This is a genomic window from Streptomyces sp. NBC_01723, from assembly GCF_036246005.1.
Classification (GTDB): Bacteria; Actinomycetota; Actinomycetes; order Streptomycetales; family Streptomycetaceae; genus Streptomyces.
The window spans coordinates 3,373,314-3,399,373 of sequence record NZ_CP109171.1 but is presented as its reverse complement, the minus strand read 5'-3'; the positions used below and the strand labels follow the sequence as shown (position 1 = coordinate 3,399,373).

Here is a 26,060-nt window from a genome sequence, read left to right as displayed (position 1 = left end):
CTCGCCGGTAGCTTCCGTCCGGGGGACGGGCGTTGGGGCCTCACGGAGGGTGAGGAGCCGGGTCGTCCCGGTGGTGTGACTCAGGTCACGGTGTTTCTTCCCGGGTCCGGGAAATAACCGGGGATCGTTTCCCCGTTTAGCCCTGTGTCCGAGCGAAACGGGGACTGGCTCCCCGGATCGCGAACCCCTCGCCAAGGAGTACGCCGTGCAGACCGCGACCCCCGAGCAGCGCAAGGTGTCCCGGCCCCGTGCCGACGCTCTGCGCAACCGGGAGCGGATCGTCACCGCCGCCCGGGAGATGTTCGTCGAGCACGGCCCCGAGGTGCCGCTCGACGAGATCGCCCGCCGGGCCGGCGTGGGCAACGCCACGGTGTACCGCAACTTCCCCGACCGCGACGCCCTCGTCCGTGAGGTCGTCTGCTCGGTCATGGACCGCACGGCACGGGCGGCCGAGCTGGCCCTCGCGGAGACCGGTGACGCGTTCGAGGCGCTGGAGCGCTTCGTGCACGCCTCCGCCGACGAGCGGATCAGCGCCCTGTGCCCCATGGTCTCCAGCACGTTCGACCAGCACCACCCCGACCTGGAAGCGGCGCGCGAACGGGTCGAACGACTCGTCGCCGAGGTCATGGACCGGGCGAAGGCGGCCGGTCAGCTCCGTAACGACGTGGGCGTGGGCGACCTGATGATCGCCGCCGCCCAGCTGAGCCGGCCCCCGGCCGGTACGGGGTGTCTGAGCGCCGACCGGTTCGTCCACCGCCATCTCCAGCTGTTCCTGGACGGACTGCGGGCGCCGGCCCGCTCCGTCCTGCCCGGCAGCGAAGTGACCATGGAGGATCTGCGCCGGCCCTGCGACCAGTAGCTCCAGCAGTTCCGCGACACCCGACCGTCCGGCCGTCGCCGTAGGTCGGTCGTCCCTTTACTCACCTTTATCCGTCACGAAGTCCCGAAGTGGGTATCCCCATGTCTCAAACAGCCGTCAAGGCTCCCGGCGTCCCGGACGCCGGACGCTGGAAAGCGCTCGTCTTCATCGCGCTCGCCCAGCTGATGGTGGTCCTCGACGCCACCATCGTGAACATCGCCCTGCCCTCCGCCCAGCAGGACCTCGGCATCTCCGACGGCAACCGGCAGTGGGTCGTCACGGCCTACGCCCTCGCCTTCGGCGGTCTGCTGCTGTTCGGCGGCCGGATAGCCGACCTGTGGGGCCGCAAGCGCACCTTCGTCCTCGGCCTGGCCGGCTTCGCCGTCGCCTCGGCGCTCGGCGGCGCGGCCACCAACGAGGCGATGATGTTCGGCTCCCGCGCCCTCCAGGGTGTCTTCGGCGCCCTGCTCGCGCCCGCCGCGCTCTCCCTGCTCGCCGTGATGTTCACGGACGCCAAGGAGCGCGCCAAGGCCTTCGGCATCTACGGCGCGATCGCCGGTGGCGGCGGCGCCGTGGGTCTGATCCTCGGCGGATTCCTCACCGAGTACCTGAACTGGCGCTGGACGTTCTTCGTCAACATCCCGTTCGCCATCGTCGCCGCGGCCGGTGCCTACCTGGTCATCCGTGAGCCCCAGGGCGGCCGCAACCGCTCGCCGCTCGACATCCCCGGCGTGATCCTCTCCACCCTCGGCCTGGTCTCGCTCGTCTACGGCTTCACCCGCGCCGAGTCCAACGGCTGGAGCGACGCGCTGACCGTCGGCATGTTCGTCGCGGCGGCCGTGCTGCTGCTCGCCTTCGTGATCGTCGAGTCGAGGGTCAAGGCCCCGCTGCTGCCACTGCGGGTCATCACCGAGCGCAACCGCGGCGGGATCTACCTCTCGCTGGGCCTGGCGATCATCGCGATGTTCGGCCTGTTCCTCTTCCTGACCTACTACCTCCAGATCGTGAAGGGCTACACGCCGGTGAAGACCGGCTTCGCCTTCCTGCCGATGATCGCGGGCATGATCACGGGCTCCACCCAGATCGGCACCCGCCTGATGACCCGGGTCGCGCCCCGGCTGCTGATGGGCCCCGGCTTCCTGGTCGCCGCCGTCGGCATGCTGCTGCTGACCCAGCTGGAGATCGACACCTCCTACGCCGGTGTGCTGCTGCCCGGCATGCTCCTGCTCGGCCTCGGCATGGGTACGGCGTTCATGCCGGCCATGTCCATGGCCACCATGGGCGTGGAAGCGCGGGACGCCGGTGTCGCCTCGGCGATGGTCAACACCTCGCAGCAGGTGGGCGGCGCGATCGGTACGGCGCTGCTGAACACGATCGCGGCCTCGGCCACCACGTCCTACGTCGCCGACCACATCGGCGGCGCGACCTCCCGGTCCCAGCAGCAGCTGGTCCAGCTCCAGGGCCAGGTGCAGGGCTACACCAGCGCCATCTGGTTCGCCGTCGGCATCCTGGTGGCGGCCGCCGTGATCGCCCTGACCTTCATCAACGCCGGACGCCCGGGCGGCACCACCGTCACCGGGTCGGCCGCGGGTGACGGGGTCGAGGACGAGCTGCCGGTGCCGGTCGTCGCCCACTGACGCCGGACCCGGTACCCGCTCGGGCCCTTCGTTCCATCCGTGTGCGGGGGGAGGGGACGCCCTCCGCACACGGCTCCCAGGACCTGCCCCGGCCGCGCGTTCAGCGCAGCCAGGGCAGGTCCGCACCCGCTTCGCTCGGCTGAAGTCCCTCGGCGACGATCCGCATGATCTCGCCGAGGGACTTCTGCTGTTCGGGGGTGAGCCGGTCGAAGACGGCCTGGCGCACGGCGTCCACGTGGCCCGGAGCGGTCCGGCTCAGCACCGCGTACCCCTCGTCCGTGAGGATGGCGAACTGGCCGCGCTTGTCGGAGGGGCAGTCCTCGCGGCGGACCCAGCCGTTCTTCTCCAGCCGGGCGACCGCGTGCGAGAGCCGGGAGCGGGTGATCTTCGCGTGGCGGGCCAGCTCCGTCATCCGCAGCCGCCGCCTCGGCGACTCGGCCAGTTTGACCAGCAGGCCGTAGTAGACGTGCGGCATGCCCGCGTCGCGCTGGAGCTGCCGGTCGAGGTGGTCCTCCAGGAGGGTGGCGGCCTCGATGTAGGAGCGCCAGACGAGCTGCTCCTCGTCGGTGAGCCAGCGGGGTTCGTCGTTCATGGGTCCCACTCTACGGAACTACTCCTTGAAAGTTAAACAAGTTCGGGGTACATTGACCCAGTAGAGATTGAGAGTTCAAGTATCGGGAGCCGTCATGACCGCCGCCACGCAGGAGCGCATGCCCGCCCTCTACCTCAGCCACGGCGCCCCGCCGCTCGCCGACGACCCGGTCTGGCCCGGCGAACTCGCCGCGTGGGCCGCCGGGCTGCCCCGGCCGAAGGCGATCCTCGTCGTCTCCGCCCACTGGGAGGAGTCCCCGCTCGCCCTCGGCGCCACCACGACCCTGCCCCTGGTGTACGACTTCTGGGGCTTCCCGGAGCACTACTACCAGGTGCGTTACGAGGCTCCCGGCGCCCCCGCGCTGGCCGAGTCGGTCCGCAAGCTGCTGCGCGCCCCCGGCACGCCCGTCCAGGACGTCCCCGACCGCGGCCTCGACCACGGCGCCTACGTGCCGCTGGTCGAGATGTACCCCGACGCCGACATCCCGGTCCTCCAGGTCTCCATGCCGACCCTCGACCCGGAACGGCTGATGGAGACCGGCCGCAGGCTCGCGCCGCTGCGCGACGAGGGCGTGCTGATCATCGGCTCCGGCTTCTTCACCCACAACCTGGCCGCGCTGCGCCAGGGCGGTGTCCCCTCCTGGTCCGCGGAGTTCGACGACTGGGGCCGGCGTGCGCTGGAGGACGGTGACGTGGACGGGCTGCTCGACTTCGCCCGCAAGTCCCCGGCGGGGCGGCTCGCGCACCCGCGCACCGAGCACTTCGCGCCCCTGTTCGTGACCATGGGGGCCGCGGACGCGGCCGGTGAGCTGGACCTGCGGCGGTCGGTGATCGACGGGTTCTGGATGGGGCTGGCCAAGCGGTCCGTGCAGTTCGGCTGAGCGCCGCCCTGGCGGGGCTACAGCGGCTTCTCGTACCAGGCCACGTCCCAGTAGCGGCCGAACTTGCGGCCCACCTCGCGGTAGGTGCCGACGTACCGGAAGCCGAAGCGCTCGTGCAGCCGGGCCGAGGCCTCGTTGGGCTGGGCGATGCCCGCGTAGGCGCGGTGCAGGTCCTCACCGGCCAGCGCCTCGAACAGGGACGTGTAGAGCAGTGTGCCCACGCCCCGGCCGCCGGCGCCCGGGGCGACGTAGACGGTGGTCTCCACCGAGGTCCCGTAGGCGGGCTTGGCGCGGTAGGGGCTGGAGGTGGCGTATCCCAGAATCTCCTGTGAGTCCGCGTCCGTGGCAACCCTCAGCCGGTACGGGCCGTCTTCAGGGTGGGAGAGCAGCCAAGGGCGGCGCTCCTCCACGGTGAAGGGCTCGGTGTCGAACGTGACGGGCGTCTCACACACGTAGTGGTTGTAGAGGTCGGTGAGTGCCTTGAGGTCGTCCTCGACTCCCCGTCTGACCTGGACATCCGTACGTTCCGTCGACATCTCGCCACCTCCTGCGGCGGCACAGGGTACTGCATGATCAGAAAAATCGAGGGGCGGGTTGGGAATTCTGTCCGGATTCCAGTCGTTGTTTCCATCGGATGCAGGGCACCCGAGGAGAGTCCCCCACAGTGCTGAGCGTCCACCGGATCACTCGCTGAACCACCATCGCAAGGGAGCACGCATGGCAACCCGTGCCGTCGCCCGTCGTAAGTCCGCCACCGGCGAGACCTCCGGCGCGGCAACCAGCGTCCGCGCCAACGGCGGAGAGCTCGCCGACCGCGATCTGGTCGGCATGTACCTCGACGAGATCGCGCGTACGCCGCTGCTCGACGCCGCCAAGGAGGTCGAGCTGTCCCAGACCATCGAGGCGGGTGTCTTCGCGCGGCAGGTCCTCGAAGGCTACGAGGAGACCGGGGCGGATGCCACCCGTGAGGAACTCCAGGCCCTGATCGACGAGAGCGAGCGGGCGAAGGACGTCTTCATCCGGTCCAACCTCCGCCTGGTCGTCGCGGTCGCCCGCCGCTACCCGCGCAGCGGACTGCCGCTCCTCGACCTGATCCAGGAGGGCAACGCCGGCCTGGTCCGCGCGGTCGAGAAGTTCGACTACCGCAAGGGCTTCAAGTTCTCGACCTACGCGACCTGGTGGATCCGCCAGGCCATCACCCGGTCCATCGCCGACCAGTCCCGCACCATCCGCCTGCCCGTCCACCTGGTGGAGGAGCTGGGCCGGATCCGTCGCGTGCAGCGCGAGTTCAACCGCGAGCACGGCCGCGAGCCGGAGCCCGCCGAGATCGCGGCCGAGCTGGGCTCGACCCCGGAGCGCGTCACCGACGTGCTCGACTGGGCCCGCGACCCGGTCTCGCTGAACATGTCGGTGGACGACGAGGGCGAGACCCAGTTCGGCGACCTGCTGGAGGACACCTCCGCCGTGTCGCCCGAGCAGTCGGTGATGACCCTGCTGCGCAGCGAGGAGCTGGACGACCTCATCGGCCGCCTAGACCCGCGCACCGCCTCCATCATCAAGATGCGGTACGGCATCGTCGACGGCCGCGAGCGCACCCTGACCGAGGTCGGCAAGGAGCACGGCCTCACCCGTGAGCGCATCCGGCAGATCGAGAAGCACGCGCTGCTCGAGCTGAAGAAGCTGGCTCGCTCGACCGGCTTCGAGGCGGCGGCGTAGCACCGGCGCGTGACGCGGGGGCGTGACGTGGCGGGTGGGGCGCACGCCGGTGGCCGAACCCCGCGCAAACATGGCCGTACAACGCTGCTTCAACCCCCGGGGGCCCGGGAAAAACAACTCCGGGCCCGCCCGCAGGCGGCCCGGAACCACCGGACCGCCGCCCTTGAGGACCACGTCCCGACGCACTCCCCCCGGTGCCGGGACTTTCCCGAGCCGGGCTCGGCGCCCCTCCCCCCGGGGCGCCGCAGCCCGGCTCTCTCCCTGCCGGGAGCCCGAGCGGGCCGGCGGGACACCCCGAACCTGAACCCCGGGGTGGCCCGCCGAATGGCAGATTCTGCCACAGCGGCATAGCCTGCCGAAGTGAGCAGCACCATCCCCCCATTCCCCGACCCCGGGTCGGGACCGGTCTCCCTGACCGAACGGCGCAAGGCCGAGACCCGTATGGAGATCGCCCGCGCGGCGGCCCGCCTCTTCGTCGGCCAGGGCCTCAGAGCCACCCGGGCCGAGGACATCGCCCGCGCCGCCGGAATCGCCCCGCGCACCTTCTACCGCTACTTCGCGGCCAAGGAGGAGGCCGTCGCCCCGCTGTACGCCCTCGGCGCCGAGCGCTGGGTGCGAGCGGTCCGCGACGCCCCGGCCGAGCTGTCCCCGCCCGAGGCGCTGGAACACGCCGTCCGGCACACCCTGACCCCGGGCGCCGGAGTCTCGGCCGCCTCCTGGGAGTGGGCCCGCACCCTGATCCGCCTGGCCGGGAGCAGCCCGGCGCTGCGCAAGGTGTGGGCGGAGGTCTGCCACGACACGGAACGCGGACTCGCGGAGGCACTGGCCGCGCGGATGTCCGGCGGCGACGACAACGTTGCCGCACGCCTCGCGGCCTCGCCCCGGCTCCAGTTCGCGGCCGCCGTAGCCGGCGCCGCCGTGCGCGTCGCGGCGGAGCACTGGGCCATGGCCGCCGGGACGGCACGCAGCCCTCTGGAGCAGGCCCTGCGGAACCTGGAGACCCTGCGGGACTTCCCGTGGGAAGACGGGGAGGACGAGCCGCCGGGGCGGGGGTGAGCCGGGCGGGCGCCCGGTGGCGGAGCGTCGGACCCCGGGCGGACACCGGGCCGTCGCAGGCGTGCGGTCCGGGGGGAAGCGTCGGATCCGACGCGCGGGCGGCTCCGGTGCGTCGCCGGGGCCGCCGCCCGCCTCATCCCGTGCCGGACGGCGCCGCGCGACCCAGCCGCGCCCCCAACTCCCTTACCCGGTCCACCAGTTCCGCCGGCTGCCGGACCCGGAACTCCAGCCCCGTCATCGCCAGCCGCACCGCCATCCACTCGGGCGCGTCGGACACGGTCGTCCGCAGGACGCACGACGTGCCGTCGTCCACCGCCTCCGGCGCCCCGAGCCACTGCGGCAGCCGTGCCGCGACGGCCTCGGCCGGTTCGAGGAAGAGGACCTCGATCCCGTACGAGTCGTTGCGCCGCTGCATCGAGCGCCGCAGGTATTCGGCCGCGTCCCCGGTGGGCAGCTCCCGGGGCGTGAACCGGGCGCCGGTGGCGAAGGGCTCGCTGACCCGGTCGACCCGGAAGGTCCGCCAGTCGTCGCGGTCGAGGTCGTAGGCGATCAGGTACCAGCGGCGTCCCGTCGACACCAGCCGGTACGGCTCGGTCACGCGGCGCGACTCGGTGCCGTCGCCCGCGCGGTAGGCGAACCTCAGCCGCTCGTGTCCGGCCACCGTCGAGGCCATGACGGTCAGTGTGCCGGGCGCGATGCTCGGGCCGTCCCCGCTGGTCAGTGGCGTGGTCGCGGCCTGCAGCGTGGTCACCCGGTGCCGCAGCCGGGACGGCAGCACCTGCTCCAGCTTGGCCAGCGCCCGCACCGACGCCTCGTCCAGACCCTCGACCGCGTGCCCGGCGCCGGCGCGCAGCCCGACCGCGATGGCCACCGCCTCCTCGTCGTCGAGGACGAGCGGCGGCATCGCCTTGCCGGCCACCAGCCGGTAACCGCCGTCCGCGCCCATGGTGGCCTGCACGGGGTAGCCCAGCTCGCGCAGCCGGTCGATGTCGCGCCGGACCGTGCGGCGGGAGACCCCGAGCCGGTCGGCCAGCTCGCCGCCGGGCCATTCGCGGGGCGTCTGGAGGAGGGAGAGGAGCGTCAGCAGCCGGGCCGGAGTGTCCGTCGTCATGGCACCGAGGATGCCGCACATCTAGGACGTGATCAGTCCTACTGCGGTCCTAACTTCCTCGCATGACCTTCACGCAGACCCCGGACACGCCACCTGCCCCGCCCGCTTCACCCGCCCCGCCCGCGGGCGACCGCCGCCGCTGGTTCGCCCTCGCGATCGTGATGACCGCGGCCTTCATGGACCTGGTCGACGTCACCATCGTCAACATCGCGATCCCGTCGATCCAGCGGGACGAGGGCGCCTCCGTCAGCCAGATCCAGTGGATAACGGCCGGCTACGCCCTCGCCTTCGCCGCCGGTCTGATCACCGGCGGGCGGCTCGGCGACATCCACGGCCGCAAGCGGGTGTTCCTCGTCGGCATCGCCGGGTTCACCCTGGCGTCCGCGCTGTGCGGTCTGGCGGCGAACCCGGAGATGCTGGTCGCCTCCCGCATCCTCCAGGGCGCCATGGCGGCGCTGATGGTGCCGCAGGTCCTGTCGATCGTGCACGCCACCTTCCCCGCGCACGAACGCGGCAAGGTCTTCGGGCTGTTCGGCGCGATCGTCGGACTCGGCGCCGTCTCCGGCCCGCTGCTGGGCGCCCTGCTCACCGAGTGGAACCTCTTCGGCCTCGAATGGCGGCCCATCTTCCTCATCAACCTGCCGGTCGGCATCGCGGGACTCGTCCTCGGCAGCCGCTTCATCACGGAGTCCAAGGCGCCGCGCGCCCTGCGGCTGGACCTGGTCGGGGTCGCCCTGGTCACCCTCGGCATGCTGATGCTGGTCTACCCGCTCACCCGCGGCGAGGAGCTGGACTGGCCGCTGTGGGGGTTCCTGTCGATGGCCGGCTCGCTCGTGGTCCTCGCGGCGCTGGTGGCGTACGAGCGGCGCAAGAGCGCGCGGGACGGCTCGCCGCTGGTCGAGCTGTCGCTGTTCAGGGTGAAGAGCTTCGCGGCCGGCATCGCCGTGCAGACCGTCTTCGGCGTCGCGCTCGGCGTCTTCTTCCTGGTGTGGACGCTGTACATGCAGGTGGGACTCGGCTGGACCGCGCTGCGGGCCGGGCTGACCGGAGTGCCGTTCTCGATCGCCGTCTCGGTGGCGGCCGGGGTGTCGGTGCAGCTGCTGGTCCCGCGCTTCGGGCGCAAGGTGCTTCAGGCGGGCGCGCTGGTGATGGCGGCCGGAGTGCTGCTCTACATCTGGGAGTCCGAGCGCTACGGCCTCGGCATCGCGTCCTGGCAGATGGCGCTGCCGCTCACCGTGATGGGCGTCGGCATGGGCCTGATCGTCGCGCCGCTGACCGACGCGGTGCTGTCCCAGGTGCCACGTGAGCACGCCGGGGCCGCGTCCGGGCTCATCAACACCGTGCAGCAGATGGGCAACGCGCTCGGCCTCGGCCTGGTGTCGGTGGTCTTCTTCGGCACGATGAGCGACCACCTCGTCCCCGCCCGCCTGGGCCCGGCCTACGCGGACGCCTTCCAGAACGCGCTGGGCTGGGTGGCCGGGGTGATGGGCGTCATCTTCCTGCTGATGTTCGCGCTGCCCAAGCGGCCCGCCCAGCACGTGGAGGGGGCCGGGGCGGAGGAGCCGACGAGGGAGAAGGAGCCCGCGCTGCTCTGAGCCCCGCCGTCCGGGTCTCCGCCGCACGTGCCCGATCACGCCCGAACGTGTCCGAGCGTCTGCGTTTCTCTGTTTACATTCCGGAAAACCGGGGTTAGCCTCCCAGAGAAACCACAGGTTCGGGCATTGTTCGGAGGTGAATGGTCATGTACGCACCGGAGCGGCAGCAGGAGATCCTCCGGCTCGCCCGGGACAGTGGCCGGGTGGACGTGGTGTCGCTCGCCGAGGAGTTCAAGGTGACGGCGGAGACCATCCGCCGCGACCTCACGGCGCTGGACCGCGCCGGACTGCTCCGCCGGGTGCACGGTGGCGCGATCCCCGCCGGGCGGCTCGACTTCGAGCCCGACCTCGCCGAGCGCGAGTCCACCGCCGCCGACGAGAAGGGCCGGATCGCCAAGGCGGCCCTGGCCGAACTGCCCACCGAGGGCACGCTGATCCTCGACGCCGGCTCGACGGTGGCCCGCATGGCGGCGGCGATCCCGGCGGAGTCCTCGCTGACCGTCGTCACCCACAGCCTGCCCATCGCCGCCCGCCTCGCCGACCACCCCGGCATCCAGCTCCACCTGGTCGGCGGCCGGGTCCGGCACCGTACCCGCGCCGCCGTGGACGCCTGGGCGCTGCGCGCGTACGGCGAGATCCGCGCCGACGTCACGGTGGTGGCGGCCAACGGCTTCTCCGTCGAGTACGGCCTGACCACCCCCGACCTCGCCGAGGCCGCCGTCAAGCGGGCCGCCGTGGCCGCCGCCCGCCGCGCGGTGCTGGTCGCCGACTCCTCGAAGTACGGCCAGGAGCACTTCGCCCGCTTCGGCGCCCTGCACGACGTGGACCTGCTGATCACCGACACCGGGCTGAGCCCCGAAGACGCGGGCGACGTCGAGCGCGCCGGCACGGAAGTGGTACGCGCATGATCCTCACCGTCACCCCCAACCCTTCCCTGGACCGCACCTACGAGGTCCCCTCGCTCGACCGCGGCGAGGTCGTCCGCGCCACGGGCGAGCGCGTGGACCCGGGCGGCAAGGGCGTGAACGTCTCGCGAGCGGTGGCGGCGGCCGGCCGGCGCACCGTCGCGGTACTGCCGCTCGGCGGGGCGCCGGGAGCACTGGTGGCCGATCTGCTGGACGCCCAGGGAATCGAGGTCGCCCCGGTGCCGATCGCCGGGGCCACCCGCTCCAACATCGCGCTCGCCGAGGCCGACGGCGTCCTGACGAAGATCAACGCACCGGGCCCCGAACTGTCCGCCGCCGAACGGGAACTGCTCCTGGAGACCGTACGGAGCCAGTCGTCCGGCGCCGACTGGATCGCCTGCTGCGGCAGCCTGCCCCGCGGCCTCGCCCCCTCCTGGTACGCCGAGCTGGTCGCCCGGGCGCACGCCGCCGGTGCCCGCATCGCCCTGGACACCTCGGGACCCGCCCTGCTCCAGGCCCTGCGCGAGCGGCCCGACGTGGTCAAGCCGAACGCCGAGGAACTCGCGGAGGCGGTCGGACGCCCCCTCGCCACGGTCGGCGACGCCGTGAAGGCCGCCGAGGAACTGCGGGAGCTGGGCGCCCGGTCCGTGCTCGCCAGCCTGGGCGCCGACGGGCAACTGCTCGTGGCCGAGGAGGGCACGTGGTTCGGCAACGCCCGCGTGGACGCCGTACGCAGCAACGTGGGCGCCGGCGACTCCTCCCTCGCCGGGTTCCTGATCGCCCGGGGAGCGGGGCCCGGCGCCCTCGCCTCCGCCGTCGCGCACGGCGCCGCCGCCGTCCGGCTGCCGGGCAGCGTGATGCCTACGCCGGACCACCTGGATCCGTCCGCCGTGACGGTCACCACCGAGGTGCCGACGGACCGCGCACTGCGGGAGCCGACGTCATGACCCCCGACCACATCCCCGGCCTCCACCCGACCGTCCCCCTCCCCGCCCCCGCCCCTCACCCCGTGTTCCGGGCGATACGCGAGCTAAGGAGCCCGCGATGAGCGACATGATCAGTGCGGATCTGGTCGACCTCGACCTGTCCGCCGACACCAAGGAAGCGGCGGCGCGCGCCCTCGCCGAGCGGATGGTGGCCCGGGGCCGGGTGACCGACCTGGAGGGCTTCCTCGCCGACGTGGCCGCCCGTGAGGCGCAGATGCCGACCGGCCTCGACGGCGGCATCGGCATCCCGCACTGCCGCAGCGAGCACGTCACCGAGCCCACGCTGGCCTTCGGGCGCAGTGCGCGGGGCATCGACTTCGGGGCGGCGGACGGCCCGGCCGACCTGGTCTTCCTGATCGCCGCGCCGGCGGGCGCCGACGACGCCCACCTGACGATCCTCTCCTCGCTGGCCCGGCAGCTGATGAACGCCGAGTTCACGGACGCGCTGCGCGCGGTGGGCGACCCGGCGGACGCGGCGGCGCTGATCCGCGGCGAGGAGCCCGCGGCCGACGCCGGCGACGAGGACTCCGTGGCGACCCCGGCGGCGGCCTCCGCCGGGGCCGCCACGGTCGGCACCGGCGACCCGGAGGACCCCGGACCGTCGTCCGGGCGCCCCTTCCGGATCGTCGCCGTCACCTCCTGCCCCACCGGCATCGCGCACACCTACATGGCCGCCGAGTCGCTGGAGAACGCGGGCCGCGAGGAGGGCGTCGAGGTCGTCGTCGAGACCCAGGGATCGGCCGGGTTCGACCGGCTGGACCCCGCGGTGATCGCGGCGGCGGACGGTGTGATCCTCGCCCACGACGTGCCGGTGCGCGAGAAGGACCGCTTCGCCGGGAAGCCCACCGTCGACACCGGCGTCAAGGCCGCCATCAACCGGCCGGGCGAGCTGATCGGCGAGGTCCGCGGGAAGGCGGCCCGCGGCGAGGTCACGGCGGCCGGGGCGACGGATCCGTCCGGTTCCGCCGGTGCGACGCCGGTCGAGCGGGGCGGCGAATCAGGCGAGGGGTACGGGACGAAACTCCGCAAGTGGCTGATGTCCGGCGTCAGTTACATGGTCCCGTTCGTCGCCGCGGGCGGTCTGCTGATCGCCCTGGGCTTCGCGATCGGCGGCTACGAGATCAACAAGGCGCCCTCCGTGATGGACCACTTCGTGTGGACCCAGGCGGACAGCTGGGCGGCCCTGCTGTTCCAGATCGGCGGCGTGGCCTTCGCCTTCCTCGTCCCGGTGCTGGCCGGCTACATCGCCTACGGCATGGCCGACCGGCCGGGCCTGGTCCCCGGCTTCGTCGGCGGCTCGATCGCGCTGACCATCGACGCCGGTTTCCTCGGCGGTCTGGCGGCCGGTCTGATCTCGGGTGCCGTGGTGCTGGCCATCCAACGGGTGCGCATCCCGAAGGCGTTGCGCGGCATCATGCCGGTGGTGGTGATCCCGCTGATCTCGGCGGCGGTCGTCGGGTTCCTGATGTTCGTGGTGATCGGCAAACCCATCGCGTCCGCACAGTCGGCGATGACCGACTGGCTGAACGGCCTGTCCGGCGCCAACGCGGTCCTGCTCGGCGCGCTCCTCGGCCTGATGATGTGCTTCGACCTCGGCGGCCCGGTCAACAAGGTCGCCTACACCTTCGCCACCGCGGGCATCGCGGTCGCCAGTCCCAGCGACTCGGCGATGAAGATCATGGCGGCGGTGATGGCGGCCGGCATGGTCCCGCCGCTGGCGATGGCCCTGGCCACCACCGTGCGCGGCCGGCTCTTCAACGCCGCCGAGCGCGAGAACGGCAAGGCCGCCTGGGTGCTGGGCGCTTCCTTCATCTCCGAGGGCGCGATCCCGTTCGCCGCGGCCGACCCGCTGCGGGTCATCCCGTCCTCGATGGTGGGCGGCGCGGTCACCGGCGCCATGTCCATGGCCTTCGGCGCCACGCTGCGGGCCCCGCACGGCGGCATCTTCGTGGTCCCGCTGATCGGCAACCCGCTGCTCTACCTGGTCGCCATCGCGGCCGGCGTCTGCGTCACCACGGCCCTGGTGATCGTCCTCAAGGGCCTGCGCAAACCGGCGCGGGGGGCGACGGCCCAGGGCTCCGGCGGTGCGGACCCGTCGGCCCCGGCACCCGGGGCGAAGCAGCCGGTGGCCGCGTAGAGCCGGGGCGGCCGGACGCTCCCGCCGTCACCGCTCACCGCTCACCGCTCACCGCTCACCGCTCACCGCTCAGGAGGAGGGCTGCGCGGCCCGTCGCTCCATCGCGCGGCGGGCCGCGTCCTCGCTGTCGTAGACCTCGCACATGTGCCGACCGTCGGGCGTGGCCGTGTGCTCGACCTCCCAGAGGGAGACCTCGGCGCCGTCCCGGAGCAGGAACGCGTGCTCGTAGAGCGAGAACCCGGCCCGGGCGCGGCCCGCGCGGCCGGGACCGCCGAAGGCCTGGATGATCTGGTGCGCGGACGCCGTCGCCAGCAGCTCGGCCAGCTCGGATCCCGGCCGGTCCGCGTTCTCCGCGCGGCGCAGCAGCCGACGGGCGTGGTCCGCCGAGGCGTCGGAGACGTAGGTGTGCCGCGGGGCAGGGACCGGGGAGTGGTGCACCTGCACCGGCAGTTCGAAGTCCGGCGTCTCCGGCGGCAGCGCCAGCCGGGAGGTCGCGGTGCGCAGCTCCTCGTCGTCCAGGTACACCTCGTGCTGCGATTCACCGCCCGGAACGGTGTTGTGGACCAGCTCCCAGAGCGTGAGCGCCGAACCGTCGGCGAGCAGCCAGGTGTGCCGGTACGTCTCACGGTGCAGCCCCGCGCTGTGGTGCGCGGAGTGCAGGGAACCGTCGTGCGCCAGCGCGCAGTCCAGGCGCCGTATCGTCTCGTCGGGCAGTTCGAACGAGTTCAGGGCGCGACCCAGCAGCCGCATGAGGTGCTCCTCCGGAGACTCGGGCGACTCGGGTGGTTCGTACGCTGCCGTCTCGTACGGAACGCTCAAGGCTTCTCCCGGCGTTGCTGCATGTCACCTTGTGGGTGCATACCGTAGCCCCTCCATCGGACATCATGTCCGGGAACCGAGAAAACGTACGCACGAAAAACCGGCGGGCCGCGCGAAAAGTTCCCGCGCGACCCGACGTTCCGTCAAAATCGGCTGGTCAACGCCGCGTCGGACGACATCCGTCGCAACTTTTCCACACCGCCCGGCCGTTCCTCCGTCACCCGCCGTACAGCTCCCCGTACGACGGCCAGGCCCCGCCCGGTCCGTCCACCGGCCCGGCGGCCCGGACCGCGCGGACGATCGCACGCGTCACCATGTCCGCGCCCGCCGCCAGCACCTCGTTCAGCGCGAGCGGCTGCCCCTCGGCGAGCGGACGCGCCCCGGTCGCCAGCGCGAAGACCGTGTCCCCGTCACTGAGCAGGTGCACCGGCCGGACGGCGCGCGCGATCCCGTCGTGCGCCGTGCCGGCCAGCTTCTGCGCCTGCGCCTTCGACAGGTCGGCGTCGGTGGCGACCACGGCGAGCGTGGTGTTCAACGGCGGCGGTGCGTTCCTCGCCGCGACCTCCGCCAGGCGCCGCCCCGCCGCCGCGTGCGCCTCCGGCGCCGGGTACGGGATCCGCCCGCCGCCGAACAGTTCCCCGTACAGCACCCCCGTCTCCGGATCCGTCACCGACCCCGCCGCGTTGGCCACCACCAGCGCCGCCACCGTGATGCCCGAGTCCAGCACGGTGCTCGCGGTGCCGACCCCGCCCTTCAGCGTGCCGACCACGGCCCCCGTGCCCGCCCCGACGCATCCCTGCGGCACCCCGGCGCCGGGGGAGTCCGCACTCGCCTGCGCTGCCTCGACGGCCGCCCGTCCGGTGGCGGCGTCCGGCCTGGCCCGGAAGTCGCCGCCGCGCCCCAGGTCGAAGACACAGGCCGCGGGCACCACCGGCACCACGTGGGCGGGGTCCGGCCCGACGCGCACCCCCCGTCCCCGCTCCTCCAGCCAGGCCATCACCCCCGACGCCGCGTCGAGCCCGTACGCGCTGCCGCCGGTCAGCACCACCGCCTGCACCCGCTGCACCAGGTTGCGCGGATCGAGCGCGTCGGTCTCCTTGGTGCCGGGGCCCCCGCCGCGCACGTCCACGGCCGCCACCGCCCCGTCCTCCGGAGCGAGCACCACCGTCGTCCCCGTGAGCCATCCGTCGCCGCGCCGCGTCGCGTGCCCCACCAGCAGACCCGCGACGTCCGTCAATGCGTCAACTGTCATACCGCCAGTCTCGTCCACACCGGAGGCCGGGGCGGGCCGCGCCGGGTCAGGCGGCGGGCGGCGTCGCGCCCCGTGGCCGCCCGGCGCGCCGCGCGGTCAGCGTCACGCCGGCCGCCACGGCCAGCGCCAGGACGACTCCGGCCACCAGCACCGCCATGTCCCCCAGGAAGGTGCAGCAGATCACCAGCAGCGCGGCGGTCGGCAGCACCAACTGCTCGGCGATGCCCACCTTGAAGTGCCGTGCGTGCAGCGCCCACACCGCGATCAGGAACAGCGCCGTCGGCAGGGTCACCGCCGCGGACGCCGCGAGTGTCGAGATGTGCGCCTTCCCCACGGTCTGCTCCACCGCCACCTCCAGCCCCGCCCCGATCGCGGCAGCCGAGGCGAACACCACGTAGTGGCCGTAACCCCACACGAACGACTGCCTGCTGGTCCGCAGTCGGCTGTGGACGGGGACCACGAAGTAGATCCACCAGGCGGAGAAGACGAGGAGCAGCCCGCCCGCCGCGATCGGCAGCACCTCGCCCAGCGCGTCGTTCTCCTCGATGCCCGACTTGACCGCCACCGTGGCCGCCGCGATGGTCTCGCCGAGCACGATGATCGTGAACAGCCCGTACCGCTCGGAGATGTGGTGCGGATGCCAGGCCGACATGTGCCTGCGCTCGGCGAACACCGGCACGCACAGCTCCAGCACCACCATCGCCAGGTACAGCCAGCCGCGGCCGCCCTCGGGCAGGACAAGCAGTCCCAGCCAGCCGACCTGGCAGACCAGCACGCCTCCCGCGTATCTCAGGGCCATGGCACGCTCCGCCGCCCCGGCCGTGCGCGCCGCCCTGAGCCACTGCACCGACATGGCGACCCGCATGATCACGTATCCGAGGACGACGGCCACGTAGTCGTGGTCCTCGAAGGCCCGGGAGACGCCCGCCGCCAGCACCAGCACACCGGCCATCTGCACCAGGGTGACGATCCGGTAGAGCACGTCGTCGTTGTCGTAGGCCGAGGCGAACCACGTGAAGTTCATCCACGCCCACCAGATGGCGAAGAAGATCATCGCGTAGTTGAGAACGCCCTCGCCGGCATGGCCCTCGGCGACCGAGTGCACCAGCTGCACGCCCGCCTGGGCGATGGCGACGACGAAGCACAGGTCGAAGAAGAGCTCCAGCGGGGTGGCGACGCGGTGCGGCTCCTGCCGCCCGCGGGCCTTCAGGCTGCGGACCGGAGGACGGGCGCCGGGCGGGCCCGAGGGCTGGGGACTGGACGTCATGGCTCCCAGCACAGCAGAGAGGACGCCGGTCCGCTTGTGGAACGGGGCCGTACCCTGGACCCATGAGTACCGCCCCCGAACCCGAGCCGCGCGCGCCCAGGCCGGCGCTGGTCTTCGACGACCCGCTGGACCAGCAGACGTCGGACGACACCGACCGCGGCTGGGGCGAGCGGCCCGAGGGCGACAGCGCGGCCGACCTGAAGCGCTTCCTCGACGAGAAGCCGCCGCACCACCTGTGAGCCGCGCGGGCACCCGCCCGCACCCCGGCCGCCGCCGCTGCCGCTAGGAGCGGTCGGGCCCCGAACCGCGCTGTGCGACCAGCTCGTCCCGGATCTCCTTGAGCACCTCCAGCTCGGTGACCTCGATGATCTCCTCGGCGCTCTCCTTGGCCCTGCGGCGGGCCTCCTGCCGGGCCAGGTACTTCGCCATGGGCAGGACCATCAGGAAGTAGACGACGGCCGCGGTGATCAGGAACGAGAGCGTGGCGCCCAGCACCGAGCCCCACAGGATCCGCACGCCCGTCGCGGTGTCGCCGGTCCCGGTGCACGGGCCCTTCAGGCAGGAGCTGTAACTGTCCAGGCTCTGCGTGCCGAACGCCCCGATCACCGGGTTGATGACCCCCTTCACCACCGAGTTGACGATGTTGGTGAAGGCGGTGCCGATGACGACCGCCACCGCCAGGTCGATGACGTTTCCGCGCATCAGGAAGGCCTTGAAGCCCTGCCAGAGGCTCGGGTCGTTCTTCTCGCTCACGGTGGACGCTCTCCTCGCTTGAACAGGTGTTGGAATGGAGCGCTCCGCAACCTACGTCAGCGTTGGGCCGTGCTGTCCAATCCGGTCCCTCGAACGAGCGACTTGACGGCCTCAGCACAGGGTCACCGCCAACCGCCCCGTGGTACCCGCGCCGACCAGCCGGTGAGCGGTGTCGCGCGGCACCGACACCACGACCAGGGCCCCGCCCGCCGCCCCGTCCACGGGCTCCGGCACCTTCGTCACCCGCGCCCCGCGCGCGACCACTGAGGCGTCGCCGGCGTCCCCGGTCGCGACCACGTCGACGCGGTCGCCCGGACCGAGCAGCCGTACCGTCTCCGCGTCCGCGATCCGTACCGGCGCCGCCACGAGCCGCGGGCCGGGCCGCTCGCGCACCTGGTCGGCCACCGGATGTCCGCGTGCCCGCCTCGGGTCCGGCCCAGCGGTCCCCTGCTGTGGGCCCGCGGCCACGAGCGCCGCGGCCGTGACGGCGAGCCCGGCGGCCACGACGCGCCGCCGGCGCCGGACGAGCCGGTGCAGCCGGTGCCGTCCGCCGCGCACCCGCACCGGGGCGAAGGGCGGCACCTCGCCGGTGGGTGGCGCGTCGGTGCCGAGCGGGAACGGGCCGGGGGAGGGGAGGACGGAACGGGACACGGTGACCACCACCTGCGACGAGGGATCGGCTTGCGCTCCCACGATGAGGCTTTTCGCCGGACCCCGCCGAGGCCCGTGGACCACCGCCCGCTTGTGGACAACTCCGTCACCCGAAGGGGACGTTCCGCCTGAACCGGGGCCGTCCCCGCCCTGCGGCGGCATGATCCCCGGATCCGTCCCGCCCTGCGGCGGCATGATCCCCGGATCCGTCCCGCCCTGCGGCGGCACGATCCCCGGATCCGCCCCGCCCTGCGGCGGCACGATCCCCGGATCCATCCCGCCCACCGCTGCCTCGCGCCCTGCGGCAGCACGACCCCCGGATCCGCCCCGCCCTACGGCAGCACGATCCCCGGATCCATCCCGCCCAGCGCCGCCCCGCACGGGCAGTCCCGCTCCCCGCTCGCCGGCAGCGCGGCCACCGCGTCGAACAGGACGCCCCGCAGCCGGTCCACGTTGGCCGCGAACACCCGCAGCACCTCCTCGTGCGAGACGCCCTCACCGCTCTCGGCGCCGGCGTCCAGGTCGGTGACGAGGGTCAGCGAGGTGTAGCAGAGCTCCAGTTCACGGGCGAGCGCCGACTCCGGGTGGCCGGTCATGCCCACCACGGACCAGCCCTGCGCCCGGTGCCACAGCGACTCCGCCCGGGTGCCGAAACGGGGCCCCTCGACCACGACCAGGGTGCCGCCGTCCACGGCTTCCCAGTCCCTTCCCCGCGCCGCCTTCAGCGCGGCGGCCCGTCCGGTGGGGCAGTACGGGTCGGCCAGCGACACGTGCACCACGTTGGGCACGGTGCCGTCGGGCAGCGGCAGTCCGTCGAAGTACGTCGACGGGCGGGACCTGGTCCGGTCGACGAACTGGTCCGGCACCAGCAGCGTGCCCGGCCCGTACTCCGGACGCAGGCCGCCGACCGCGCACGGACCGAGGACCTGGCGCGCGCCGACCGAGCGCAGCGCCCACAGGTTGGCCCGGTAGTTGATCCGGTGCGGCGGCAGATGGTGGCCGCGACCGTGCCGGGGGAGGAAGGCGACCCGTCGGCCGGCGATCTCGCCGAGGAAGAGCGAGTCGCTGGGCGGCCCGTAAGGGGTGTCCACCTCGACCTCGGTCACGTCGTCGAGGAACGAGTAGAAACCGGAGCCGCCGATCACGCCGATCTCGGCATTCACCTTGTTCGCCATGTCCGCACCCTAACCGGCCCGGGAAACGCCGAGGACCCCGTCGTCGTACGACGACAGGGTCTCGTAAGAACCTGGTGCGGCCGAGGCTCTCGCCCGGCCCGCGGGCCTAGGCGGCGGTGGTGCTGGAGGAGGAGCTGCCGGAGCCGGAGGACGACGAGGACGAACCCGAGCCGGACGCCGACGACGAGGACGAACCCGAGTCCGAGGAGGACGACGCCCCCGACTTCGACGACGACGCCGGCGAGCTGCTCGACGAGCTGCCGCGGCTGTCGTTGCGGTAGAAGCCGGAACCCTTGAAGACGATGCCGACCGCCGAGAACACCTTCTTCAGGCGGCCCTGGCAGTTCGGGCACTCGGTGAGGGCGTCGTCGGTGAACTTCTGCACCGCCTCGAGGCCCTCGCCGCACTCGGTGCACTGGTACTGGTACGTCGGCACTGTCTTCCTCCTGGCACTCTCACTCGATGAGTGCTAACGACGGTCCATAGTGACGTATTCCTCGGGATCAGTCCACTGCGACGGGCTCGCGGTGACCGACGCCACGTGCGACCGTGCGCCCCTGGGGCCGGGAGGCCAGCCGTGAGCGCAGTGCCACCAGGACCGCCAGGGCGAGCACCGTGCCGCCCATCGGCACCAGGAATCCGGCCCCGTCACGGAACCCGTCCTCCAGCTGTCCGGCGACGGTCACCGCCAGCGCCTGCCCGAGGGCGACGGCGCCGGTCAGCCAGGTGAAGGCCTCGGTGCGGGCCCCGGCCGGGACCAGGCCCTCCACCAGGGTGTAGCCGGTGACGATGGCGGGCGCGACGCAGATGCCGACCAGCAGACCGAGGCCGGCCAGTACGAGCACCGACTGCGCCGCCCACAGGCCGGAGGCGGTCAGCGCGAGGGCGGCGTAACCGATCAGGAGGCGCCGCTGCGGGGCGACCTTCCAGGCGATGGCGCCGCAGGCCAGGCCGGAGAGCATGTTTCCGGCGGCGAAGACGCCGTAGAGGACGCCGTTCAGGCCGGGCTCGCCGATCGACTCGGTGAACGCGGCCAGCGACACCTGCATGCCGCCGAAGACGGAGCCGACGCCCAGGAAGGCGACGATCAGAACGCGCACCCCGGGGACGCGCAGCGCGGAAACGTGCTCCTCGCGCGCGTGCGCGCCGTCGGCCCCGCCGACCTCGGGCTGCGTGCTCTTCTGCGCGGCGAACAGCAGACCGCCCACCAGGGTGAGCGCGGCCTCGGTGACCAGGCCCGCGGCCGGGCCGATGCCCGTGCACAGGGCGGTCGCCACCAGCGGGCCGAGGACGAAGGTCAGCTCGTCGGTGACGGACTCGAAGGCGGCGGCGGTGCTCATCAGGGGGGAGCCCTTGAGCTTGACGCCCCAGCGGGCCCGCACCATCGGCCCGACCTGCGGCACCGACGCACCCGCGGGCACGGCCGCCGCGAACAGCGCCCACAGCGGTGCGTCCGCGAGCGCGAGGACGGTCAGGGCCAGGCCGGCCGCCGCGTGCACGAGAACGCCGGGCAGCAGGACGGCGCGCTGTCCGTAGCGGTCGGCGAGCCGTCCGCTGTAGGGGGCGAACAGGGCCATGGAGACGCCGGTGACGGCCGCGACGGCGCCCGCGACGCCGTAGGAGCCCGTGGTGTGCTGCACGAGCAGCACGATGGAGATCGTCAGCATCGCGAACGGCTGGCGGGCCGCGAAACCGGGGAGCAGGAACGTCCAGGCGCCGCGGGTGCGCAGCAGCTGTCCGTATCCGGGGCGGGCGGAGGCGGACGCGGTGTGCGGCGCTGCCTCCGGCGACTTCTTCGACGGGGTGACCGTGGATGCCACGGCCGTGCCTTTCTGCCGCCTGGTAGCGCGAATCCGCCTCGCGGCTGTCGCCGTGCGGGAGCGCCGAGAGCTGTCCTCTTGCGCGGACTGCGGTAGATGCCGGAGCCCGTGCGGATGAGGGGGCGTGCCGGCCGCCATACGGTCGCGCCAGCTCTGCATCAGACAGAGTTGGTTCGATCAGGTGCCGCACACATCGTACAGGGATCAAGAGGGGCACAACCGTGTGAAAGCGAGCACCCCGCCCCGCTCACCGGTGACGGCCGTCGTGGTCCCCCGTGCCCAGCCAGCCGGCCAGCTTGCCGCCGTGGCCGACCGCGCGCAATCGTGCCTCGGCCGCGTCGCGGACGGGGTCCGTGGCGACGACGAGGAGCTCGTCCCCGCGCCGCAGTCCCGTCGTGGGCAGCGGCACGAACGACTTCTCGTCGCGCACGACGAGCGTGACCGCGGAGCCGGGCGGCAGCCGCAGCTCGCTGACCTCGACGCCGTGCATCCTCGAGCCCTCGGGGATCGTCACGGACAGCAGGTGTCCGCGCAGCCGCTCCAGCGGCGCCGACTCGATGCCGAGGTCGGCGGCCTCGTCGCTCTTGCCCAGGCGCAGCTTGCGGGCCAGCCACGGCAGCGTCGGCCCCTGGATCAGGGTGTAGACGACGACCAGGACGAAGACGATGTTGAAGATCCGGCGACTGCCGTCGACGCCCTCCACCATGGGGATCGTCGCCAGGATGATGGGCACCGCGCCACGCAGTCCGGCCCAGGACATGAGGGCCTGCTCCTGCCACGGCACCCGGAAGGGCACCAGGCACAGCACGACGCTCAGGGGACGCGCCACCATGGTGAGCACCAGCCCGATGACCAGGGCCGGCAGGATGTCGTCGCCCAGTTCGTGCGGGGTGACCAGCAGGCCGAGCAGCACGAACATGCCGATCTGGGCGAGCCAGCCGAGCCCGTCGGCGAACCCGCGGGTGGCGGGCCAGTGCGGCAGCCGGGCGTTGCCCATCACCATCGAGGCGAGGTAGACGGCCAGGAAGCCGCTGCCGTGCGCCATGGCGCCGGCCGCGTAGGCCGCGACGGCGATGGAGAGGACGGCGATGGGGTAGAGGCCCGAGGCGGGCAGCGCCACGTGCCGCAGTCCCCACGACCCCAGCCAGCCCACCGCGAGCCCGATGGCGGCACCGATGGCCAGCTCCAGGGCGATCTCGCCGAGCAGCACGTACCAGTGCTCGATCGGGCCGGCCGCGGAGAAGGCGACCACCAGGATGACCACCGGGGCGTCGTTGAAGCCCGACTCGGCCTCCAGGGTGCCCACTATGCGCGAGGGCAGCGGGATCCTGCGCAGCACGGAGAAGACGGCGGCCGCGTCCGTGGAGGACACCACCGCGCCGACGATCAGTGCCTGCCGCCACTCCAGCCCGGTCAGGTAGTGCGCGCCCGCCGCCGTCACGCCGACGCTGACCGCGACCCCGACCAGCGCCAGTGCGGAGGCGGCCGGCAGCGCCGGTTTCGCCTCCTTCCACTTCGTGCCGAGTCCGCCCTCGGCCAGGATCACGACCAGGGCGGCGTACCCGATGACCTGGACCAGTTCGGCGTTGTCGAAGTGGATGTCGCCGATGCCGTCCTGGCCCATGGCGACGCCGATGGCCAGGTAGACGAGCAGGCTGGGGAGCCCGCTGCGCGAGGAGATCCGCACCGCCACGACGGCGATGAGCAGGACGAGCGAGCAGACGAGCAGGAGCTGGTTGAGGTGGTGGACAGTCAGCGGCCGTTCCCTTCCCTGGCGCACAGCACGGAATCACAGCGCGGGCGAGTGCGCTCGTTCGGCACGCGAGGCGCACCCCCATGGCACACGAAGCCACCATGCTCTGCGGACAACTACTTCGTTACCTTACCTAACTCTTGACGCTTTCTTGACGCTCGGCTTGGCAAGATCGAACGCCCGTGCGCCGCGGTACCCGACTCCGCGTCAAGGGCGAGCCGGGCCTGCGCCTACAGTTGCTCCAGCGCTCAGTACAAAGCACAGCCCGCCCCTGCCGCTCGTGTTAGGACAGCAAGGACAGCGATGCCCCCCAACACCACCGCCTCCACGGGTCAGCAGCCCGGCACGTCCGGCAGGAAGAAGGGGCGCAAAGGGCGCCTGCTCGTCCTCGTGCTGGTGCTGGCCATCATCGGCGGCCTCGCCTACGGGGCGTACTGGTCCATCAGCACCGTCCGCGCGTCCTTCCCGCAGACCAAGGGCTCTATAACGCTGGACGGACTGTCGGGTCCGGTCGACGTCAAGCGCGACGGCTACGGCATCCCGCAGATCTACGCCTCCACCGACGAGGACCTGTTCATGGCGCAGGGCTACGTCCAGGCGCAGGACCGGTTCTACGAGATGGACGTGCGCCGGCACATGACCGGCGGGCGCCTGTCGGAGATGTTCGGCAAGAGCCAGGTCGACAACGACGAGTTCCTGCGCACCCTGGGCTGGCACCGGGTGGCGAAGAAGGAGTACGACGAGGAGCTGTCGGACTCCACGAAGAAGTACCTCCAGGCGTACGCCAAGGGAGTCAACGCCTACCTGAAGGGCAAGGACGGCAAGGACATCTCCCTGGAGTACGCCGCCCTCGGCTTCACCAACGACTACAAGCCGCAGGAGTGGACCCCGGTCGACTCGGTGGCCTGGCTCAAGGCGATGGCCTGGGACCTGCGCGGCAACATGCAGGACGAGGTCGACCGCGCCCTGATGACCAGCCGCCTCGGCCCCAAGCAGATCGCCGACCTGTACCCGGCGTATCCCTACGACCGGAACAAGGCGATCGTCCAGGAGGGGCAGTACGACGAGCTGACCAAGACGTTCGACGGCGGCGGCCCGTCAGGGGGCGACGACTCTTCGTCCGGCTCCGGAACGGGCACAGGCACCGGAACGGGCACAGGCACCGGCACGGGCAACGCCCTCGAAGGCCAGCTGTCCGGCCTCCAGGACGTCCTGGACGACCTCCCCACCGCCGTCGGCGTGAACGGCAACGGCATCGGATCCAACTCCTGGGTGGTGTCCGGCAAGCACACCATCACCGGACAGCCGCTGCTGGCCAACGACCCGCACCTGTCCCCGTCCCTGCCGTCCGTCTGGTACCAGATGGGCCTGCACTGCCGGACCGTCTCCGCGAAGTGCCAGTACGACGTGTCCGGCTACACCTTCGCGGGCATGCCCGGCGTCGTCATCGGCCACAACCAGCAGATCGCCTGGGGCCTGACCAACTCCGGCGTCGACGTCACCGACCTCTACCTGGAGAAGATCACCGGCGAGGGCTACCAGTACGACGGCAAGGTGGTGCCCTTCCAGACGCGGCGGGAGACCATCAAGGTCGCCGGCGGTGAGTCCAAGACCATCGTCGTGCGCGAGACCAACAACGGTCCGCTCCTGTCCGACCGCGACAGCGAACTGGTGCAGACCGGCAAGAAGGCCACCGTCGACACCGCCGCCCCCGACCGCGGCGACGGCTACGGCGTCGCGCTGCGCTGGACCGCGCTCGACGCGGGCAACACGATGGACTCCGTCTTCGCGATCGACCGGGCCGAGAACTGGGACGACTTCCGCGAGGCCGCGACCCTCTTCGACGTGCCCTCGCAGAACCTGGTCTACGCCGACAGCGAGCACATCGGCTACACCCTGCCCGGCAAGATCCCGGTGCGCGCCGAGGGCCACGACGGCTCCGTCCCGGCCCCCGGCTGGAACTCCAAGTACCGCTGGACCGGCGAGTACATCGACCAGGACGAGCTGCCCTACGAGTACGACCCGGAGCGCGGCTACATCGTGACCGCCAACCAGGCCGTCGTCGGTGAGGACTACCCGTACACGCTGACCACGGACTGGGGTTACGGCACCCGCAGCCAGCGCATCACCTCCCTGATCGAGCAGAAGATCAAGGACGGCGGCAAGATCTCCACCGACGACATGCGCCAGATGCAGCTGGACAACAGCAGCGAGATGGCCAAGCTGCTCGTGCCCCAGCTGCTGAAGATCGACGTCGGCGACAAGGACGTCCGCGAGGCGCAGAAGCTGCTGGAGGGCTGGGACTACACCCAGGACGCCGACTCGGCCGCCGCCGCGTACTTCAACGCCGTCTGGCGCAACACCCTCAAGCTGGCCTTCGGCAACAAGCTCCCCAAGGAGCTGCGGGTCAAGGGCCAGTGCCTGTGGGTCGACCCGGTCAACACCACCGGGCCCGCGGACGAGGTCGACAAGGTGCGCGAGTGCGGCCGGCGCGACGCCGACCAGGCCCAGCCGGACGGCGGCGACCGCTGGTTCGAGGTGGTCCGCACCCAGATGCAGAACCCCAAGAGCGACTGGTGGACCACGCCCGACTCCGGCGCCCGCGACGGTGCCGAGAACAACCGGGACGACCTGTTCAAGAGGGCCATGATCGACGCCCGCTGGGAGCTGACCGCCAAGCTCGGCAAGGACATCGACACCTGGAACTGGGGCCGGCTGCACCGCCTGTTCCTGAACAACCAGACCCTGGGCACCGAGGGCCCCGGCTTCGTGAAGTACGCCCTCAACCGCGGCCCGTGGAAGCTCAGCGGCGGCGAGGCCGCGGTCAACGCCGCCGGCTGGAACGCGGCCGGCGGCTACGGGGTGGTGTGGGTGCCGTCCATGCGGATGGTGGTCAACCTCGGCGACCTCGACAAGTCCCGGTGGATCAACCTCACCGGAGCCTCCGGACACGCCTACAGCGCCCACTACACCGACCAGACCGACAAGTGGGCCGACGGTGAACTGCTGCCGTGGGCCTTCTCCAAGAAGGCGGTCGACGAGAGCACGAGCGACACCCTGGTGCTCAAGCCGTAACGGCACCGCCCGCGCGGGAAC

Annotated in this window: 23 protein-coding genes; 11 read left to right on the top strand and 12 right to left on the bottom strand. The window is 72.2% G+C overall.

Annotated features, from left to right (window positions below):
* Positions 1–205 precede the first annotated feature (205 nt).
* Together OIE75_RS15695 and OIE75_RS15690 are read left to right on the top strand one after the other, a co-directional pair.
* A complete protein-coding gene (locus OIE75_RS15695; protein ID WP_307012948.1) occupies positions 206–859 on the top strand; it encodes a TetR/AcrR family transcriptional regulator in 654 nt (217 codons plus the stop codon).
* Positions 860–960: 101 nt separating this feature from the next.
* Complete coding sequence (locus OIE75_RS15690; protein WP_307012947.1) at positions 961–2,496, top strand: MFS transporter; 1,536 nt, start codon at positions 961–963, stop codon at positions 2,494–2,496.
* 100 nt (positions 2,497–2,596) lie between these two features.
* Here OIE75_RS15690 and OIE75_RS15685 read toward each other — a convergent pair whose 3' ends face one another.
* Positions 2,597–3,088, bottom strand: coding sequence for a MarR family winged helix-turn-helix transcriptional regulator (locus tag OIE75_RS15685; protein WP_307012946.1), 492 nt, complete (start codon positions 3,086–3,088; stop codon positions 2,597–2,599).
* A gap of 94 nt (positions 3,089–3,182) precedes the next feature.
* Here OIE75_RS15685 and OIE75_RS15680 point away from each other — a divergent pair, with 94 nt between their 5' ends.
* The gene (locus OIE75_RS15680) at positions 3,183–3,968 is read left to right on the top strand and encodes a dioxygenase family protein (RefSeq protein WP_163015960.1); all 786 of its coding nucleotides are present in this window, start codon (positions 3,183–3,185) and stop codon (positions 3,966–3,968) included.
* Positions 3,969–3,985: 17 nt separating this feature from the next.
* Here OIE75_RS15680 and OIE75_RS15675 read toward each other — a convergent pair whose 3' ends face one another.
* A complete protein-coding gene (locus tag OIE75_RS15675) occupies positions 3,986–4,504 on the bottom strand; it encodes a GNAT family N-acetyltransferase (protein ID WP_329471256.1) in 519 nt (172 codons plus the stop codon).
* A gap of 181 nt (positions 4,505–4,685) precedes the next feature.
* On the opposite strand from OIE75_RS15675, the gene OIE75_RS15670 reads away from it, so the two are divergent.
* Together OIE75_RS15670 and OIE75_RS15665 are read left to right on the top strand one after the other, a co-directional pair.
* Positions 4,686–5,684, top strand: coding sequence for a sigma-70 family RNA polymerase sigma factor (locus OIE75_RS15670; RefSeq protein WP_122617530.1), 999 nt, complete (start codon positions 4,686–4,688; stop codon positions 5,682–5,684).
* A gap of 360 nt (positions 5,685–6,044) precedes the next feature.
* Positions 6,045–6,740 (top strand): TetR/AcrR family transcriptional regulator, encoded by a 696-nt coding sequence (locus tag OIE75_RS15665; RefSeq protein ID WP_307012944.1) that lies wholly within the window; start codon positions 6,045–6,047, stop codon positions 6,738–6,740.
* Between the two features lie 133 nt (positions 6,741–6,873).
* Here OIE75_RS15665 and OIE75_RS15660 read toward each other — a convergent pair whose 3' ends face one another.
* Positions 6,874–7,851, bottom strand: coding sequence for a helix-turn-helix transcriptional regulator (locus OIE75_RS15660; protein ID WP_329471255.1), 978 nt, complete (start codon positions 7,849–7,851; stop codon positions 6,874–6,876).
* Positions 7,852–7,913: 62 nt separating this feature from the next.
* On the opposite strand from OIE75_RS15660, the gene OIE75_RS15655 reads away from it, so the two are divergent.
* The 4 genes from OIE75_RS15655 (at position 7,914) to OIE75_RS15640 (ending at position 13,474) form a co-directional block, all read left to right on the top strand.
* Positions 7,914–9,446, top strand: a complete 1,533-nt coding sequence (locus OIE75_RS15655; protein WP_329471254.1) for an MFS transporter — start codon at positions 7,914–7,916, stop codon at positions 9,444–9,446.
* A 146-nt stretch (positions 9,447–9,592) separates the two neighbouring features.
* Positions 9,593–10,354, top strand: a complete 762-nt coding sequence (locus tag OIE75_RS15650) for a DeoR/GlpR family DNA-binding transcription regulator (protein ID WP_329471253.1) — start codon at positions 9,593–9,595, stop codon at positions 10,352–10,354.
* Complete coding sequence (gene pfkB / locus OIE75_RS15645) at positions 10,351–11,298, top strand: 1-phosphofructokinase (RefSeq protein WP_307012940.1); 948 nt, start codon at positions 10,351–10,353, stop codon at positions 11,296–11,298. Before OIE75_RS15650 ends, pfkB begins: the two co-directional genes overlap by 4 nt.
* A 97-nt stretch (positions 11,299–11,395) precedes the next feature.
* A complete protein-coding gene (locus OIE75_RS15640; protein ID WP_307012939.1) occupies positions 11,396–13,474 on the top strand; it encodes a PTS fructose transporter subunit IIABC in 2,079 nt (692 codons plus the stop codon).
* A gap of 69 nt (positions 13,475–13,543) precedes the next feature.
* On the opposite strand, the gene OIE75_RS15635 is transcribed toward OIE75_RS15640, so the two are convergent.
* The 3 genes from OIE75_RS15635 to OIE75_RS15625 form a co-directional block, all read right to left on the bottom strand.
* Positions 13,544–14,293, bottom strand: a complete 750-nt coding sequence (locus OIE75_RS15635; RefSeq protein WP_329471252.1) for a DUF6227 family protein — start codon at positions 14,291–14,293, stop codon at positions 13,544–13,546.
* A 217-nt stretch (positions 14,294–14,510) separates the two neighbouring features.
* Positions 14,511–15,545, bottom strand: a complete 1,035-nt coding sequence (locus OIE75_RS15630) for a P1 family peptidase (protein WP_307012936.1) — start codon at positions 15,543–15,545, stop codon at positions 14,511–14,513.
* A gap of 46 nt (positions 15,546–15,591) precedes the next feature.
* Positions 15,592–16,812: a low temperature requirement protein A gene (locus tag OIE75_RS15625; RefSeq protein WP_329471251.1), complete on the bottom strand. Its 1,221-nt coding sequence runs from the start codon at positions 16,810–16,812 to the stop codon at positions 15,592–15,594.
* A 62-nt stretch (positions 16,813–16,874) separates the two neighbouring features.
* Between OIE75_RS15625 and OIE75_RS15620 the strand changes: the two genes are divergently transcribed.
* On the top strand, positions 16,875–17,051 hold the full coding sequence (locus tag OIE75_RS15620; RefSeq protein ID WP_122617522.1) for a hypothetical protein: 177 nt from the start codon (positions 16,875–16,877) through the stop codon (positions 17,049–17,051).
* Positions 17,052–17,094: 43 nt separating this feature from the next.
* Here the strand turns inward: OIE75_RS15620 and mscL are convergent, their stop codons facing one another.
* From mscL to OIE75_RS15590, 6 genes are all read right to left on the bottom strand, one after another.
* Complete coding sequence (mscL, locus tag OIE75_RS15615) at positions 17,095–17,565, bottom strand: large conductance mechanosensitive channel protein MscL (protein ID WP_329471250.1); 471 nt, start codon at positions 17,563–17,565, stop codon at positions 17,095–17,097.
* A 111-nt stretch (positions 17,566–17,676) separates the two neighbouring features.
* On the bottom strand, positions 17,677–18,147 hold the full coding sequence (locus tag OIE75_RS15610; protein ID WP_307017950.1) for a hypothetical protein: 471 nt from the start codon (positions 18,145–18,147) through the stop codon (positions 17,677–17,679).
* Positions 18,148–18,548: 401 nt separating this feature from the next.
* The gene (locus tag OIE75_RS15605) at positions 18,549–19,391 is read right to left on the bottom strand and encodes an S-methyl-5'-thioadenosine phosphorylase (protein WP_307012930.1); all 843 of its coding nucleotides are present in this window, start codon (positions 19,389–19,391) and stop codon (positions 18,549–18,551) included.
* A 106-nt stretch (positions 19,392–19,497) separates the two neighbouring features.
* The gene (locus OIE75_RS15600) at positions 19,498–19,827 is read right to left on the bottom strand and encodes an FmdB family zinc ribbon protein (RefSeq protein ID WP_307012928.1); all 330 of its coding nucleotides are present in this window, start codon (positions 19,825–19,827) and stop codon (positions 19,498–19,500) included.
* A gap of 67 nt (positions 19,828–19,894) precedes the next feature.
* Positions 19,895–21,211 carry an MFS transporter gene (locus OIE75_RS15595; RefSeq protein ID WP_329471249.1) on the bottom strand — a complete coding sequence of 439 codons (1,317 nt, stop codon included), beginning with the start codon at positions 21,209–21,211 and terminating at the stop codon, positions 19,895–19,897.
* Positions 21,212–21,458: 247 nt separating this feature from the next.
* Positions 21,459–22,991: a potassium/proton antiporter gene (locus OIE75_RS15590; protein ID WP_329471248.1), complete on the bottom strand. Its 1,533-nt coding sequence runs from the start codon at positions 22,989–22,991 to the stop codon at positions 21,459–21,461.
* A gap of 276 nt (positions 22,992–23,267) precedes the next feature.
* Between OIE75_RS15590 and OIE75_RS15585 the strand changes: the two genes are divergently transcribed.
* Positions 23,268–26,039, top strand: a complete 2,772-nt coding sequence (locus tag OIE75_RS15585) for a penicillin acylase family protein (protein ID WP_329471247.1) — start codon at positions 23,268–23,270, stop codon at positions 26,037–26,039.
* Positions 26,040–26,060 lie beyond the last annotated feature (21 nt).